This is a genomic window from Nocardioides lacusdianchii, from assembly GCF_020102855.1.
GTDB classification, from domain to species: domain Bacteria; phylum Actinomycetota; class Actinomycetes; order Propionibacteriales; family Nocardioidaceae; genus Nocardioides; species Nocardioides lacusdianchii.
In genome coordinates this window covers 1-14,768 of sequence record NZ_JADHZD010000032.1, presented here as the reverse complement: position 1 = coordinate 14,768, position 14,768 = coordinate 1, and the positions used below count along the sequence as shown (strand labels likewise).

At 69.5% G+C, this 14,768-nt stretch carries 18 protein-coding genes; 17 read left to right on the top strand and 1 reads right to left on the bottom strand.

Features of this window, described 5'->3' with window-relative positions; all coding sequences use genetic code 11:
- Positions 1–685: 685 nt before the first annotated feature.
- From IRX98_RS22170 to IRX98_RS22135, 8 genes are all read left to right on the top strand, one after another.
- Entirely contained in the window at positions 686–1,114 is a 429-nt protein-coding gene (locus IRX98_RS22170) for a hypothetical protein (protein ID WP_224280486.1), read from the top strand.
- A gap of 25 nt (positions 1,115–1,139) precedes the next feature.
- Entirely contained in the window at positions 1,140–2,066 is a 927-nt protein-coding gene (locus IRX98_RS22165; protein ID WP_224280484.1) for a F510_1955 family glycosylhydrolase, read from the top strand.
- Positions 2,063–2,290, top strand: coding sequence for an SHOCT domain-containing protein (locus IRX98_RS22160; RefSeq protein WP_224280482.1), 228 nt, complete (start codon positions 2,063–2,065; stop codon positions 2,288–2,290). Before IRX98_RS22165 ends, IRX98_RS22160 begins: the two co-directional genes overlap by 4 nt.
- A gap of 29 nt (positions 2,291–2,319) precedes the next feature.
- Positions 2,320–3,753, top strand: a complete 1,434-nt coding sequence (locus IRX98_RS22155) for a multicopper oxidase family protein (protein WP_224280490.1) — start codon at positions 2,320–2,322, stop codon at positions 3,751–3,753.
- Positions 3,754–3,840: 87 nt separating this feature from the next.
- The gene (locus IRX98_RS22150; protein WP_224280480.1) at positions 3,841–4,098 is read left to right on the top strand and encodes an SHOCT domain-containing protein; all 258 of its coding nucleotides are present in this window, start codon (positions 3,841–3,843) and stop codon (positions 4,096–4,098) included.
- Between the two features lie 94 nt (positions 4,099–4,192).
- On the top strand, positions 4,193–4,381 hold the full coding sequence (locus IRX98_RS22145) for a hypothetical protein (RefSeq protein WP_224280479.1): 189 nt from the start codon (positions 4,193–4,195) through the stop codon (positions 4,379–4,381).
- Positions 4,382–4,606 (top strand): DUF305 domain-containing protein, encoded by a 225-nt coding sequence (locus IRX98_RS22140; protein ID WP_204797285.1) that lies wholly within the window; start codon positions 4,382–4,384, stop codon positions 4,604–4,606.
- Positions 4,607–4,664: 58 nt separating this feature from the next.
- Positions 4,665–5,009, top strand: a complete 345-nt coding sequence (locus tag IRX98_RS22135; RefSeq protein WP_308045787.1) for an NADH-quinone oxidoreductase subunit A — start codon at positions 4,665–4,667, stop codon at positions 5,007–5,009.
- 125 nt (positions 5,010–5,134) lie between these two features.
- Here IRX98_RS22135 and IRX98_RS22130 read toward each other — a convergent pair whose 3' ends face one another.
- A complete protein-coding gene (locus tag IRX98_RS22130) occupies positions 5,135–5,401 on the bottom strand; it encodes a hypothetical protein (protein WP_224280477.1) in 267 nt (88 codons plus the stop codon).
- A gap of 6 nt (positions 5,402–5,407) precedes the next feature.
- On the opposite strand from IRX98_RS22130, the gene IRX98_RS22125 reads away from it, so the two are divergent.
- The 9 genes from IRX98_RS22125 (at position 5,408) to IRX98_RS22085 (ending at position 14,767) form a co-directional block, all read left to right on the top strand.
- Positions 5,408–6,349, top strand: coding sequence for a hypothetical protein (locus tag IRX98_RS22125; protein WP_224280475.1), 942 nt, complete (start codon positions 5,408–5,410; stop codon positions 6,347–6,349).
- The gene (locus tag IRX98_RS22120; RefSeq protein WP_224280473.1) at positions 6,342–7,307 is read left to right on the top strand and encodes a complex I subunit 1 family protein; all 966 of its coding nucleotides are present in this window, start codon (positions 6,342–6,344) and stop codon (positions 7,305–7,307) included. Before IRX98_RS22125 ends, IRX98_RS22120 begins: the two co-directional genes overlap by 8 nt.
- A 2-nt stretch (positions 7,308–7,309) precedes the next feature.
- The gene (locus tag IRX98_RS22115; protein WP_224280471.1) at positions 7,310–7,873 is read left to right on the top strand and encodes an NADH-quinone oxidoreductase subunit J; all 564 of its coding nucleotides are present in this window, start codon (positions 7,310–7,312) and stop codon (positions 7,871–7,873) included.
- Complete coding sequence (locus IRX98_RS22110) at positions 7,870–8,172, top strand: NADH-quinone oxidoreductase subunit NuoK (RefSeq protein ID WP_193667652.1); 303 nt, start codon at positions 7,870–7,872, stop codon at positions 8,170–8,172. Before IRX98_RS22115 ends, IRX98_RS22110 begins: the two co-directional genes overlap by 4 nt.
- Before the next feature lie 8 nt (positions 8,173–8,180).
- Complete coding sequence (locus IRX98_RS22105) at positions 8,181–10,106, top strand: proton-conducting transporter transmembrane domain-containing protein (protein ID WP_224280469.1); 1,926 nt, start codon at positions 8,181–8,183, stop codon at positions 10,104–10,106.
- A 2-nt stretch (positions 10,107–10,108) separates the two neighbouring features.
- The gene (locus IRX98_RS22100; protein WP_224280467.1) at positions 10,109–11,599 is read left to right on the top strand and encodes a complex I subunit 4 family protein; all 1,491 of its coding nucleotides are present in this window, start codon (positions 10,109–10,111) and stop codon (positions 11,597–11,599) included.
- A gap of 15 nt (positions 11,600–11,614) precedes the next feature.
- Entirely contained in the window at positions 11,615–13,021 is a 1,407-nt protein-coding gene (locus IRX98_RS22095) for an NADH-quinone oxidoreductase subunit N (RefSeq protein ID WP_224280465.1), read from the top strand.
- A gap of 742 nt (positions 13,022–13,763) precedes the next feature.
- Positions 13,764–14,084: a transposase gene (locus tag IRX98_RS22090; protein WP_224280463.1), complete on the top strand. Its 321-nt coding sequence runs from the start codon at positions 13,764–13,766 to the stop codon at positions 14,082–14,084.
- Between the two features lie 29 nt (positions 14,085–14,113).
- Positions 14,114–14,767 (top strand): DDE-type integrase/transposase/recombinase, encoded by a 654-nt coding sequence (locus IRX98_RS22085; protein WP_224280461.1) that lies wholly within the window; start codon positions 14,114–14,116, stop codon positions 14,765–14,767.
- The last annotated feature ends 1 nt before the right edge of the window (position 14,768 follow it).

Below are 14,768 nucleotides of genomic sequence, written 5' to 3'. Positions count from 1 at the left end.
CGTTTCGACACCTCGCAGCCTCGGGTGGGCGCACCAGCCTGTGACGACGCCATGCCGATGTCGTGAGACATCCCTATTCCGATGTCCTGAGACACCCCATTCCGATGTCCTGAACCAACACACTGCCCCCGCTACTGAAAAGTGGCTTGTGTCCTGCGGAAACGCAGGACACGGGCCACTTGTCATTTGAGCCATTCGGGCTTGTGTCGCGCTTTGTGACCCGAAAACCCCCTCTGCAGCGGGGTCCGGTGCCGGGTTCGCCACCTGGATTCAGCCTGGGTGGTCGGCGACCTTGGTGATCATCGCGGTGCGGCCGAGGTCGCCAATCGGCTGCGGTGGCCTTCGGCTGTGTCTGGTTTCGGGCGCCGAGGAGGACGGCGGCGAGGATGGGGTTGATGAGCTCGGGCCAGAGCGAATCGGGCATATGAGCTCGATGTCGTAGACCTGTGAAAAGGGCCGTCCTGGACTATGACGCGCGACGTTGTCGCGCTGCGGACACGGCTCGTTGGAACTCGGGATCGTTGTGAAGCGTTCGCAGCCGACGTCAAAGGCGGTCTTCCTTCTTGACGAGTGCCGATGGCACGTGATCGCTCCTCGGGTCCGGCGGCGCTGCCTGCCCTCACAGCGGCAGGATCAAGGTGCCTGGCTGGCGGCCGGGTGTGGCTGTGCCTAAACTCAGGATGCGATGACTCTTGCCGACCGCACCTTCCCGGGAGCCGTGAGGACGCGGCTTCCGCTGGTCGTCCTCCTGTGCGCAGTCGCGCTCGGAATCGTTGGCATGCACGGGCTGGCGTCCGGGCCGGACTCCGGCGAGCACGTCGGGCACCACGCCGCCCCGACGATCATCATGACCACCGACACCACGGTGGGCGTGGTCGCATCCCTCGGCGTCGTTGCCGGGGACGAGGCGCCGCCGGCGGAAGACGGGGGGTTGCTCGCGCTGTGCCTGATGATGCTCACGCCCGGTTTGGCGCTGGGCTTGTGGCTGCTCGCTATTGCGGCACGTGGCGGGGGATGGCGTCTGCTGCGTCTGATGACGGGGGTCGTCGACGCGCTCGACGTGGCGGGGCTGCCACCGCCGTTCGAACGACAGCTGACCGTACTCCGGATCTGATCAGGCACACCGGCGCACCACCCGCATGGGTCCGGTGCGTCTGTCCTGCCCGTCATTCGATCTCATTTGGAGTATGCGCATGTGCGCGACGCGCAAATCGCTGAGTCTGTCTTCTGGTCTCCCTCTGGTCGTCGGCCTCTCCATGGCCGCCGCCCTGCTCGCCAGCTGTAGCTCTACAGAGAACCCGACCGCCTCGGCCGCCGCGGCGGCCGAGGAGGAGTTCGGCCATATCCACTCTCTCGACGTGAACCCCGCGGACGACACGCTCTACGTCGCGAGTCATCACGGGGTGTTCGCTCTCGGTGCCGACGGCTTCGAGCGTGTGGGGGAGGAGCGTTTCGATGCGATGTCGTTCACCATCGCCGACGCGGACCGCTTCCTGATGAGTGGTCACCCCGAGCCGGGCGCCGGCGGACCCGCGCACTTCGGACTCTCCGAGTCGACAGACTCCGGTCGGACGTGGAGGTCGCTCTCGTTGGAAGGGGAGGCGGACTTCCATGCGCTCGAGGCGGCCGGTGACCGCGTGTACGGGGTCGACTCTCAGAGCGGGCGCCTCATGTCCACCGAGGACGGCAGGCGGTGGCGCGACCTGGGCCAGTTACCCGCCGCCGACGTGGCTGCCCATCCAGGCAACTCCGATCTTGTGCTGCTGACCGATGGCAGCGGCTCGCTCGTCCGACTCCAGGTCTCCGGGTCTCCCGAGCTCGTGCAGTCCGCGCCGCGGTTGTTGCTCCTGGACTGGGACAGCGAGGACCTGCTGGTCGGGGCCGGCCCCGAGGGGTCGGTCTACCGCAGCGACGACGGTGGGGACTCCTGGCGGGAGGTCGGATCACTCCCGGACGTGCCTTACGCGCTGACCGCCACCGAGTCGCGGTGGTATGCCGCCACGGAGGGCGGCGTCCTCGTGTCCACCGATACTGGTGCCACGTGGTCCGAGGTCGGTCGCCCATGATCGCGTTGCTCTACGGAGTGCTGCTGGTCCTCGGCGTCGTGCTACTGGCGGTGACGGCGGTGCGGGTGCTGGCAGGAGGCCTCGAAACCGATTCGGGCCGGCCCGGTCGGCCGAGCGGGACCGGTGGTGCCCGACAGATCCTCGAGAAGCGGTACGCGGCAGGCGAGCTGAGCACGGAGGAGTACCAGCACCGGTCGCGCGTCCTGAAGGAGGGGCAATCGTGAAACCGATCAGCCGACGCACGGCTCTGACGATGGGCGGTGCCGGCCTGGTGGGCACCGTCGTCGGTGGCACGGGCCTGTGGCGAGAGCTGTCCACCTCGGTCCTGGACCCCGTCGCCGGGGAACTGTTCACCGAGCCCGAGGTTCTCCGGAGCAAGGGCGGACTGCTGGAGGTACGGCTGGAGGCTGCGCTGGGCAGCCACGAGGTCGCCGGCCGGCGGGCCACGACCATGGGGTACAACGGCGGTGTGCCGGGCCCCACGTTGCGGCTCCGCCCGGGCGACACGTTCCGGGTGGAGCTGGTGAACCGGCTCGATCGGGTCACGAACCTGCACGTGCACGGGCTGCACGTCTCACCCGAAGGCAACGGCGACAACGTGTTCGTCGCTGTCGAACCGGACCAGGCGCATCGTTACGAGTATCGGTTGCCCGACAACCATCCACCAGGCGTGTACTGGTACCACCCGCACCACCACGGCACGGTCGCGGACCAGGTGTTCGGCGGACTCTACGGCGCCATCATCGTGGAGGACGACGACGAGATCACCGTCGACCGGGAACGGGTCATGGTCGTCTCCGACATCACCCTGGACTCCGGCGGCTCACTGGTCAGCCCGTCCACCATGGAGCAGATGATGGGCCGCGAGGGTGAGCTCGTCCTGGTCAACGGTGCCGCAAAGCCGGACCTCAAGGGTCGATCAGGTGAGCGTGAACGGTGGCGCGTCGTGAATGCCTGCACCGCCCGCTACCTCGCGTTGAGACTGCCAGAACAGCGGGCTCGAGTGGTCGGTCGCGACCTGGGTCGGCTGCCCCGGGACATGGGGTTGGAGGACGTCGTGCTCGCCCCCGGGAACCGGCTCGACCTGGTGGTCGACCTGTCCGAGGGAAGCAGCGAGCTCACCGCGATGCCGGTCGACCGTGGCGGCATGATGGGCCAGATGATGGGTGGGGGCCCGATGTCAGGCGGTGACGGGCCGGTGACGCTCGCCCGCCTGGGCGTTTCCGCGAGCGGCAACCGAGCCGCGGGTGGGATCCCGCCTGGCCCGGCTGTCCGCGACCTGCGTGAGGCTGACGTCGATGGTCGTCGGTCGATCACCTTCCAGATGGGCATGGGCGGGATGATGGGCGGCGGCGACGGTCCGATGAGCTTCACCTTCGACGGTGAGGAGTTCGACGCCGACCGGATCGACCAGCAGGTGGGGATGGGCACGGTGGAGGAGTGGACCATCGGCAATGACAGCCCGATGGACCATCCCTTCCATCTGCACGTGTGGCCGATGCAACTGCTGGAGGTCGACGGCCGCGAGCTGTCTGAGCCGGTCTGGCTCGACGTGGTGAACGTTCCCGCCCGCAGCCAGGTCAAGGTCCGGGTCGCGTTCGAGGACTTCGGCGGTCGGACCGTCTACCACTGTCACATCCTTGACCACGAGGACCGCGGAATGATGGGCACCGTCCTGGCCAGGTGACCTTGCGGCGGTCGCCGTCCAGAGCGGGTCGCCTGACGACACAGCGGGGCCGACAGGCTCCAGGGATCGGAAAGAGAGGTGAGACCCATGTATGGCAACGGAGGGGGCACGGGCTGGATGTGGTTCATCTGGCCGATCATGATCCTGGTCATCGTCCTCGTCGTCGTGCTGCTGGTTCGCGGCAGCGGCGGAGGCACGAACCGCGGCAGTGGCAGCGCGCCTGGACCGGGGACCGGGAGAACTCGAGTGCAAGCGATCCTCGACGAGCGCTACGCCCGTGGCGAGCTCACCGACGAGGAGTACCAGGGCCGTCTCCGTCAGCTCCGAGGTGACAGCGACCGATAGGCGCAGGCGGAACCATTGCGCCGGATCACCGACGACAAGCTCCGTGTCACAACCGGCGATATGGATAAGTATCCCCGATGAGAGGAGTCCCAGCATGACCACGAAGTCCGAGAAGAACCAGTCCTCCGAGCACGAGCAGCACAAGAAGCACGTCGGCTTCATGTGGGGGATGATGTACAAGAACGTCAAGGTCAACGTCGCCATCATCGTGGCCGCGCTCGTCGTGGGAGGCTCCGCGTTGTGGCTGTCCCGGTCGCAGACGTTTGTGCAGGACGAGTCCTAAATGAAGGGCATGATCCCGCACCACTCGATCGCGATCCTCACCAGCGAGCGGTCCGAGATCGAAGACGTGCGTGTGCGCAAGCTGGCCGACGAGATCATCAAGGCTCAGCGCATCGAGATCGCCGAGATGAAGTGGCTGATCGAGGACATCGAGAAGAACGGTGCCGCCACCCCCGAGGAAGAGGCCAAGCAGCGCCCCGTCCCGGACTTCGAGGCCAGCCCCTGAGCACGGATCCCCGTCCATAGTCAGCCGGTGGCGACGATCTGAACGCGAGAGGAGAGTCATGTACGCAGGGGTTGTCGTGATGTCGAGCGCGGTCGGGGTACTCGTACTCGGGCTGTACGCGCTGCACAGGCTCACCGCCGTAGCGCCAGACTCGCTAAACGTGCTTCCCTTCGAGTCGGGCTGGGCCCCCGCGCAGCACGCACTGTCGCGGTACCACGTGCGCTGGTACCTCGCGACGCTGCTCTTCCTCGCCTTCGACGTCGAGATGCTGTTCATGTATCCCTGGGCGGTCGTCGTCGCACAGGTCGGCGTAACCGCGGTCGTCGAGATGTTCCTCTTCCTGGCTACCTTGTTCGTCGCCGTGCTCTGGGCATGGCGGGAGGGGGCACTGCGTTGGGTCTGAGTGACGCGCTCGCACGGAGCGCTTCCCGGCACGCTCACGCTCTGGTCGTCGAGGTGCCGGGCTCGTGGCGCACGCGAATGGCGGCGGAGCGCAACTTGTTCGCGCGAGGATGGCGGCTCGCCGACTCACCCGCGGACGCCGACGTACTCGTCGTGTGCGGCGAACCCGGGCCGGAGCTCGCGGAAGCGATCGAGGGCGTCTGGCACCAGATGCCAGGACCACGGGTGCGCGTGGACGTGCACGCGGGCGACGAAGTGGGTGCTCGACTGGACGAAGCACACACCGGCCTGCTCGACACCGACCACCACCGCCGTGACGCGCAGCAGCGACCCACCGCCTCCGAACTCCTCGCCGAGCACGCCGGACCTGGAGCCGAGAGTCATGGCGGCCATGGAGACATGGACCACGGTCCAGGTGACGGCCACGAGGGCATGGACCACGGCGGCCACGAGGGCATCGACCACGGCGGCGACGAGGGCATGGACCACGGCGGCCACCAAGGCATGGACCACGGCGGCGACGAGGGCATGGACCACGGCGGCCACCAAGGCATGGACCACGGCGGCCACGAGGGCATGGACCACGGCGGCCACGAGGGCATGGACCACGGCGGCCACGAGGGCCACGAGGGCATGGACCACGGCGACATGGAGACGTCCCCGGGAGGCATCCCTCTCGCGGAGGGCGGCGAGGACCGCGACGGCCTCGAGATGGACGTCTTGCAGGTGCGTTGCGGGCCTGTTCTGCCGCACTGGCCGGCCGGTCTGGTGTTGCGCTGCTCGCTTCAGGGCGATGTCATCGTCGAGGCACAGGCCGAGCTCGTCGACGGGCCTGCCCGCCAAGAGGACGAAGTCTTCGGGCCAGCCCGCGGCATCGACAACATCGCCTCGCTCCTGGCGTTGGCGGGGTGGGACGACGCCGCGGCAGAGGCCCGAAGGGTCCGCGACACCGCCCTGGAGTCCGGGGACGGAGCGGCGGGGTCGGAACTCGAGCGTCTGCGCCGGAGGGTCCGTCGTTCGTGGACGTTGCGCTGGTCGCTTCGAGGCGTCAGGCGGCTGAGCGACGAGGACGCCCACGCCCGGGGGTTGCCGGCCGACGCGGTCGGTGACACCTATGACCGGCTGATCGGCATGCTGGACCGGGCGGTCGCCGGTGTTGCCGCGACCGCCGCCGGTGACACCGGCAGTCGGACGAACGACGCCGGCCGGACACTCTCGACCGACCACCTGGCACATCTGGTCATGGGTCTGGATCTCGCCACGGCACGTCTGGTCCTCGCCAGCCTCGACATCCACGAGCTGCTCGCCCGACAGGCGGAGCACGAGGTGTCCCATGGCTGACCCGATGCCGATGACGGACTCGCCGATCACCACCGTGGCACCCGGCTGGGCGATTGCCGCGTTGGGGATTCTGGGTGTGTTGGCCGTAACCGCTGCCATGCTGGACGGTGCCCTCGCCGCGCGTGCGGGGGGTAAGCCGGGCGGGACGATGGCCGGGCCGGTCCGGCCGTTCGGTGAGGCGGCCCGGCTGATGCGGCAGCGGCGTCGTACCACCGTCGAAGCCGACCGGCTGTTGTGGCGCCTCGGGGGTGCCGGGCTGCTGGTAGTGGCGGCGCTGATGGTGACGGTCGTGCCGCTGGGGGAGTGGACCATCTTCGACCTCGACGTGGGGGTCATGTGGTTCAACGCCATGGACGTGATGGTCTGGGCGCTGGTGTGGTTGACCGGGTGGGGCGCGAACTCGGCACACGCACTGGTCGGCGGCTACCGGTTCCTGGCGCACGGGCTGGGCTACGAGCTTCCGTTGATGTTTGCCCTGGTCGCTCCGGCGATCGCCGCGGAGAGCCTGAACGTCGGCAGGGTCGCGGCGGCCCAGGACGGACTCTGGTTCGTGGCCTGGATGCCGGTGGCGTTCCTCGTCTACCTGCTCGGGGTCGCCGCCTTCTCGGTGTGGGGACCGTTCGCTCCGGCGATCGGCACGGACGTCGCCGGCGGGGCACGAGCGGAACTGTCGGGCGTGGACCGGCTGGTGTTCGAGGCGGGGCGATATGCGTTGCTGGCTGCCGGCGCCGCGTTCGCGGTCCCGATGTTCCTCGGCGGCGGCGCCGGCCCGCTGCTGCCGGACTGGGCCTGGGTGCTGGTGAAGACCGTTGCCCTACTCGCGGTCCTGGTCTGGCTGCGGCGGCGGCTGCCGGCCTTCCGGCCGGACAAGTTCATGGAGGTGGGCTGGATGCTGCTGCTCCCGGCCGTGCTGCTGCAGGACCTGGTCGTCGCCGTCATCGCTGTCGGGAGGTCGTGAACGTGATCACCGACATCGCCTTCTGGGGGATCGGGCTCGTCGCCGTGCTCGGCGGCGCTGCGGTCTTCTACGTCAACTCGATGGCGCGCGCGACGTACGCCCTCGCCCTGTCCTTCGTCGCGGTTGGCCTGCAGGTGCTCTTCCTGCAGCAGAACTACGTCGGCGTGGTGACGATCCTGATGATGCTCATGGAGATGGCCATCATGGCCGTCTACATGGTCATGTTCATGGGGATGAACCCCGCGCTGATGCCGATGAGCATGGTGCACAGCAACAAGACCGCCATCGCCGTCGCCCTGACCACGTTCCTGGCGCTCGCGACAGGCATCCTGATGGTCGACTGGCCCACCCGCCGGGGCAGCCCCCCGCCGGACGTCACGATGGCGCTGGGGGAGGCGTTGATGGGCCCGAAGATGCTGGTGATGGCCGTGATCAGTCCGGTGATGGTCGCCACGATCGTGGCTGGCGTCGTGCTGGCCGCGCACCGCACCCGCTACGACCGGTTCGGCGATGACCTGAAGCAGCGCCCCGCAGACGACCCCCAGCCGGGAGGTGTCGGCAGATGACCTTGGAGGCGACCCTGCTCATCGCCGCGGCGATCTTCAGCGTAGGGCTGTACGGCGCAATCTCCCAGCAGGTCGTGGTGATGGTGATGATGGGCCTGGAACTCATGATCAACGCCGTCATCCTCGCCGCTGCCGGCGTCTGGTGGTTCCTCGCGCCCGACCCGACCGGGCAGGTCCTCCTCATGGTGATCATCGCCGCGATGACAGTTGAGATGGCGATGGGCTTCGCGGTCGCCACGTTGCTGCATCGTGAGCGTGGCGCCGACATGACCGACATGGCCACGGACCTGTCGGGGTGACCGGGTCCATGGCCGAGACCGCACTCTGGCTGCTCGTACTGCTCCCCGCCGTGGTGGGCGGCGGGCTCGCCCTCTCCCGCCTCGAGCGGGCGGCGGCCGCCGTGTCGTTGGCCACGGCCTTCACCACGACCGCACTGTCGGTGGTCGTCGCCCTCGAACGTCCGAGGGTGTCAGTGCCGTTCATGGCCGGCAGCGACCTCGCCCTCGGGGTGGACGCCCTGTCCGCGCTGGTCGCACCGACGGTCGCGGTCGTGAGCCTGCTCGTGCTGGTGTTCTCGGCCGGTGAGATCCGGGAGTCACAGGCCCGGTTCCACGGACTCATGCTGCTCTTCGCCTCCGCCGCTCTCCTGACCGCGACTGCCGAGACGCTGCCCGCGCTGCTGTTCGCCTGGGAGGTGATGGGCGCGACGTCGTTCGCACTGATCGGATTCTGGTGGCGCGACGACCACCGGGTCTCCGCCGGCATCACGGCGTTCGTGACCACGCGCACGGCGGACGTCGGGCTGTACGTCGCGGCCGGTGCAGCACTCGCCGGTGGAGCCGGCCTGGCACTGGCCGACCTGCCCGCGGCCAGCGAGGGGTGGCGCCACGTCGTCGCGGCGGGTGTCCTGGTCGCGGCTCTCGGCAAGGCGGCCCAGCTCCCGTTCTCGTTCTGGCTGTCGCGCGCGATGGAGGGACCGAGCCCGGTCAGCGCACTGCTGCACTCCGCCGCCATGGTGGCCATGGGCGGATACCTGCTGCTGCGCACCGAGCCGCTGCTTGCCTCGACGAGCTGGGCCGCGCCGGCTGCTGCCTGGGTGGGCGCACTCACGGCGCTGCTGCTCGGCGCCGTCGCCGTGGCACAGCAGGACCTCAAACAGCTCCTCGCCGCCTCCACCTCCGCCCAGCTCGGGTTCGTGGTCATGGGCGCCGGGCTGGCCTCGGTGAGCGGGGGAGCGGCACACCTCGTCGCACACGCCTCGACCAAGGCGCTGCTCTTCCTCGCCGCCGGGGCCTGGCTCACCGCGCTCGGCACCAAGCAGCTCCCCGGCCTGCGCGGCGTGGCTCGGAGGTGGCGGCTGGTCGGCTGGGCCGCCACCGCCGGTGCGCTGTCCCTCGCGGGCGTCGCCCCGCTGGCGCTGTGGGCGACCAAGGACGCGGTCCTCGCCGCGGCGCTGGCAGAGTCACCGTGGCTCTACGCCGTCGGCCTCGCCGCGGCCGCGCTCTCGGCGGCCTACGCCGGCAAGATCATGGTCGTGCTGTGGCGGCACGTCCCCGACGCGGCGCGTGCCGAGGTCGAGCAGCACTACGACGAGGAGGAACCGGGCACCCGCCGCATCGGGATGCCCGAGCAGGCACCACTGGTCGTGCTCGCCGTGGGCGCGACCGTGCTCGGCCTCCTGGCGCTGCCACCCGTGGGTGACACGGTCGCCCGGGCGCTCGGCGAGGAGCCGCTCCACCCGACGCCGCTGGAGATGGCCGCGTCCGTCGTGATCGCACTGGCGGTGCTGGCGCTCGTGTGGTGGCGTCCGGTGCCGGAACCGCGCTGGGCCCTGGCCTGGCTGGGTCTCGAGCGCGCGACACAGGCCCTCGTCGTACGCCCGACCCTCGTCCTGGCAGAGGCGCTGGCGCGCTTCGACGACCGGATCCTGGACCGTGGCGTGGCCGGGTCCGCCGCGGTCGCGCTCGGTCTGGCGCGTCGGGCAGCGGCCTTCGACGACCGGGTGCTGGACGGTGCGGTCGAGGCAACGTCCCGGGCGTCCTTGTGGGCCGCGGCTGGTGCGGCCCGTGACGACGACCGGTGGTTCGATGGGGCGGTCGAGGGGCTCGCTGCGCAGCTGCGTCGGCTTGGCCGGCTCGCACGTCGTCCACAGACCGGCCAGCTGCACCAGTACTACATCCAGGCCGTCGCGGTGCTCGCGATCGGCGTCCTGCTCCTTGTCACGGTGAGGTGAACGTGCTCAGTCTGATCGTCTTCCTGCCCCTGGCTGCCGCTCTGGCCCTGCTCGCGCTTCCGCGGCTCGGCGACGCGGCCGCACGGTGGACCTGGGTCGTGGTCGCAGCGACTGACCTCGCCCTCGTGGTCGCGGCGTGGCTGCGCTACGAGACGCCCACGGCCGGACGACTCGCCTTCGAGGAGCAGGCCGCGTGGATTCCCGGCGTGAACAGCAGCTACCACCTCGGCGTCGACGGGCTGTCCCTGCCGCTGATCGCGATGACAGCGGTGATCTTCCTGGCCTGCGCGATCTTCGCGCTGCGCGAGACCGACCGCCCGCGTCTCCAGGCTGCGCTGTTCCTCTTCCTGCAGAGCGTCAGCATGGGCCTGTTCGTCGCCGCCGACCTGATCCTCTTCTTCGTCTTCTTCGACCTCTCGATCGTCGGCATGTACTTCGTGATCGCCGGCTGGGGACACGGCAACGCCGCCCGGTCGGCGATGAAGTTCTTCCTCTACACGTTTCTGGGCTCCCTGGCCCTGCTCGTCGGGTTCATCGGCCTCTACATCGCCGCCGACCCGCACACCTTCGACATGGTCGAGCTGGCCGAGCAGACCCCGCTCGCCGGGTCGTCGCTGGCCGGTGGGCTGGTGCTGGCCGCGATCCTGGTCGGGCTGGCGGTGAAGACACCGACCGTGCCGTTCCACACCTGGCTGCCGCCGGCCCACACGGACGCGCCGGCGATCGGCTCGGCTGTCCTGGCCGGGGTGCTGCTGAAGATGGGCACCTACGGGTTCGTGCGGATCGCGATGCCGATGCTGCCCGAGGCGTGGCGGGACTGGGCGTGGGTGATCATCGTGGTCGGCATCGTCTCTGTCGTGTACGGCGCCCTGGTGGCCCTGGCCCAGACGAACTTCAAGCGGATGGTCGCCTACACGTCGGTGAACCACATGGGCTACATCGTCCTCGCCGTCGGCGCCGCAGGGCTCGTCGCCGGGGACACCTCGCTGGCCCGGTCCGTCGCGGTCACCGGTGCCGTCACGCAGATGGTCAGCCACGGCCTGATCACCGGTGCGCTGTTCCTCCTCGCCGGGGTTCTCCAGGACCGGGCAGCGACCTATGACATGGACTCCTACGGCGGCCTGGCCGGACCCGCCCCGCGGTTCGCCGCGTTCTTCGCCATCGGTGCCTTCGCCTCCCTGGGCCTCCCCGGGTTGTCCGGCTTCATCGCGGAGTTCCAGATCTTCACCGGCAGCATCGCCGCCGCCCCCGTCACCGCCGTCGCACTCGTCGGAATCCTCCTGACCGCGGCGCTTTTCCTCCGCGCGCTGCAGCGGATCTTCACCGGCGAGACCCGCGGCCGCTCGGTCGGTTTCACCGACCTGCGCGCCGCCGAGGTCTGGTCGGTCGGCCCGCTGCTGGTGCTCTCCCTGCTCATCGGAGTGTTCCCCCGACCACTGCTCGCCGTGATCGAGCCCGCGGCCGAGGTCGCCGTCGAGCTCGTCGGAAGGTAGCCCGTGGGTTCCGACATGGCCATGCGGCCGCTCCTGCTGCTGCCGGAGATCGTGCTGTTCCTCGGCGGGCTCGCGGTCCTGGTCAGCGGGTCCTTCCTCCCGCGGACGCGCCAGTGGGTCACCCGCGTCATCGCCGCGGCCGCGCTGGTCACCGCGGCCGCGCTGGCCGTGGTCGACCTCCCCGGCCCGGCCCAGCCGGCGATGGAGGGCACTTTCACCGTGGACACCGCCACCGGGGTGGCGCGGATCGTCGCCGCCCTCGGGACGCTGATCGTCCTGGCGCTGGCCGCGGACGAGATCGCCGGCTCGCCGCGGGAGAGCGAGACCTACGCACTGCTGCTGTTCGCGACGACCGGCACGCTCGTCCTCGCCGGCGCCGACGACCTGCTCGTGGTGACCGTCGGGTTCCTGCTCGCGAGCATCCCGCTCTACGGCCTGATCGGCATCGCGCGCACGCCCCGCGGAGCCGAGGCTGCGATGAAGACCTATCTGCTGGGTGCCCTGTTCGGCATCCTGCTGCTGGTCGGTGTCACGCTCCTGTACGGCGTCTCCGCGACCACGTCGTACACCGGGCTCACCGACCGACTTGCCGAGGCGCCACAGGGCGTGGTCGCCGCGGGCGTCGTGGCCGTGCTGGGTGGACTGATGTTCAAGGCCGGCGGTGTGCCGGGACATTACTGGGTCCCCGATGCCGCCGAGGGCGCGGGCGGAACGGTGGCGGCCTTCCTCACCACCGTGCCCAAGATCGGCGCGATGGTCGCCGCCTACCGGCTCATCGCCATCCTCCCCGACACCCTTGCCTGGCCGCTGCTGGTCGCCGTCCTCGCGGTCGCCAGCATGACGCTCGGCAACCTCGCCGCCTACTGGCAGACCGACCCCCGGCGCCTGCTCGGCTGGTCCACGGTCAGCCAAGTCGGCTACCTGCTCGTGCCGGTCTCGGTCGCCGGGCGCAGCGACCTCGCCCTGCCCTCCCTGCTGCTCTACCTCGCCGGCTACACCGTCACCAACCTCGCGGCTTTCGCGGTGACGACTGCCTTCCCTGACCGTCGCGGCCTGGACTCCTACCGCGGCATGGGCCGAGCCCGGCCGTGGCTGGGCGCATCCCTGGTCGTGGCGCTGCTCGGGCTCGTCGGCACCCCGCCCACCGTCATCTTCGCCGGGAAGCTCACCACCACCGCAGCCGCCTGGGACGGCGGACTTGCCTGGCTGGCCGTGCTGGTGTTCGTGAACACCGTGATCAGCCTCTTCTACTACCTCCGGTGGATCGCACCCGTCTACGGCCGAGGGGAACCGCCCGCGCGAACCCTGCCAGGAGCGTTCGTCCCTGCTGCCTGGTCGGCGACGACGGCGGTCGTGACCGCCGGTCTCAGCGTCGCGCTCGGGATCGGAGCCGGCGCCCTCTGGGGTCTCTTCTCGGTCTGACCTGCATCCCGGGTGGGGACCCACCCCACGCACGGATCGGGAGGGTCAAGCCCCGGACGCCGGCCGTCGAGTCCCCGCGGAGCCCGCGCGGGAACGCCAGGTGCGGGATGATCCTTTCCCACGCGGCTTGCCGGGTCCCGACCGCATGGGGGTACTTCGTGCCCCAGACCGAGTCACGGCAGGTGTCGAACTCGGGTTGCGCGGCGGCCGACCCCCGGGAGAGCGCACCCGGGGACAGCCACCGTCCGCGGCGGGTAGATAGGTTTGAGCGCTTTCGCGAAGCCCGTGGGGTCCTTGTAGTAGACGCCCGATGCGAACGTCGAGCAGGCCCCATCGCCCAGCCACTCGGGTCCCCAGACGTGGTTGATGAGCTGGCGCTGGGTAAAAACGATCCTCGGCGGCTCAGACAGTGCGGCCAACACGTCGGACTCGGTACGCGTCGACGCCACGGGTTCACCAGCGAGCCAGACATCACGGCCGGGCCCGGTCGATGCTGAGCGCACCGAAGGACTCGGGCGGCCTGGATGCGTTTCCGTCGTGTGAAAGCGGGCGTGAACACCCGGAATGGGTAGGCAGCGAGTCCTGCGGGCTTCTTCAAGGAACCCTCGCACAACCGCGACCAGGCCTCCACGAAACCCGGGATTCAGGTTGCGCATGCCCGTCAACTCCTCGACGCCCGTGAACGGCCTCATGAATCGCCCCGGGTCTGATGGAGGCTCTCAATCCATGGAGGATGAGAGTCATGGCAGCACCCAGGAAGTACCCCGACGAGCTGCGTGAGCGAGCCACGAGGATGGCCGTCGAGCTCCGACAGGACCCCGAGACCAAGCACGGTGCGATCAATCGTGTGGCCGAGCAGCTCGGGATGCACCCCGAGACGCTGCGCAACTGGGTTCGACAGGCCGAGGTCGACGAGGGTGTCCGGCCCGGGACCACGACCAGCGACGCGCAGCGGGTGGCCGAGCTCGAGCGGGAGAACCGTGAGCTGCGTCGGGCCAACCACATCCTGAGGACGGCGTCGGCTTTCTTCGCGGCGGAGCTCGACCGCCCCACCACCAAATAGTCGCCTACATCGATGCCCATCGCCGCGGCGTGGTCGATGGGCGTGAAGTCGGGGTCGAGCCGATCTGCGCCGTGCTGAAGAAGGCCGGCGTGCAGATCGCCCCGAGCAGCTACTACGCCGCCAAGACCAGGCCGCCCTCAGCGCGCAGCGTCCGCGACGCCGAGCTGAACCGCGAGGGCGTCCGGGTGGCTCGGTGCACCGTCGAGCGGCTGATGCGCGCCGAGGGCCTGCGTGGGATCCCACGGGAGAAGACCCGCCGCACCACGATCGGCGATGGTGCTGAGACCGCGCGCCCCGAGGACCTGGTGAACCGCAAGTTCGTCGCGACCGGCCCGAACCAGCTCTGGGTGGCCGACCTGACCTATGTCAGGACGCACGCCGGCTGGACCTACGTCGCGTTCGTCCTCGATGTCTTCAGCAGGGTGATCGTGGGCTGGCAGGTGTCCACCAGCCTGCGCACCGACCTCGCCCTGGATGCCCTGGACATGGGCCTGTGGACCCGGCAGCGCGCCGGCCACGACGTCACCGGACTCGTGCACCATTCGGATCGTGGAGTCCAAGGCGGATTCAACTGGTCGTCGCAACACCCCCTGATGTCGGAGGTGTTCACAGATGGCGACGGCGGACTGGAGCAAGAAGACCAGCGATGTTCCCGAGGGTGCGCGTCGGCAGTGGCGTGCTGAC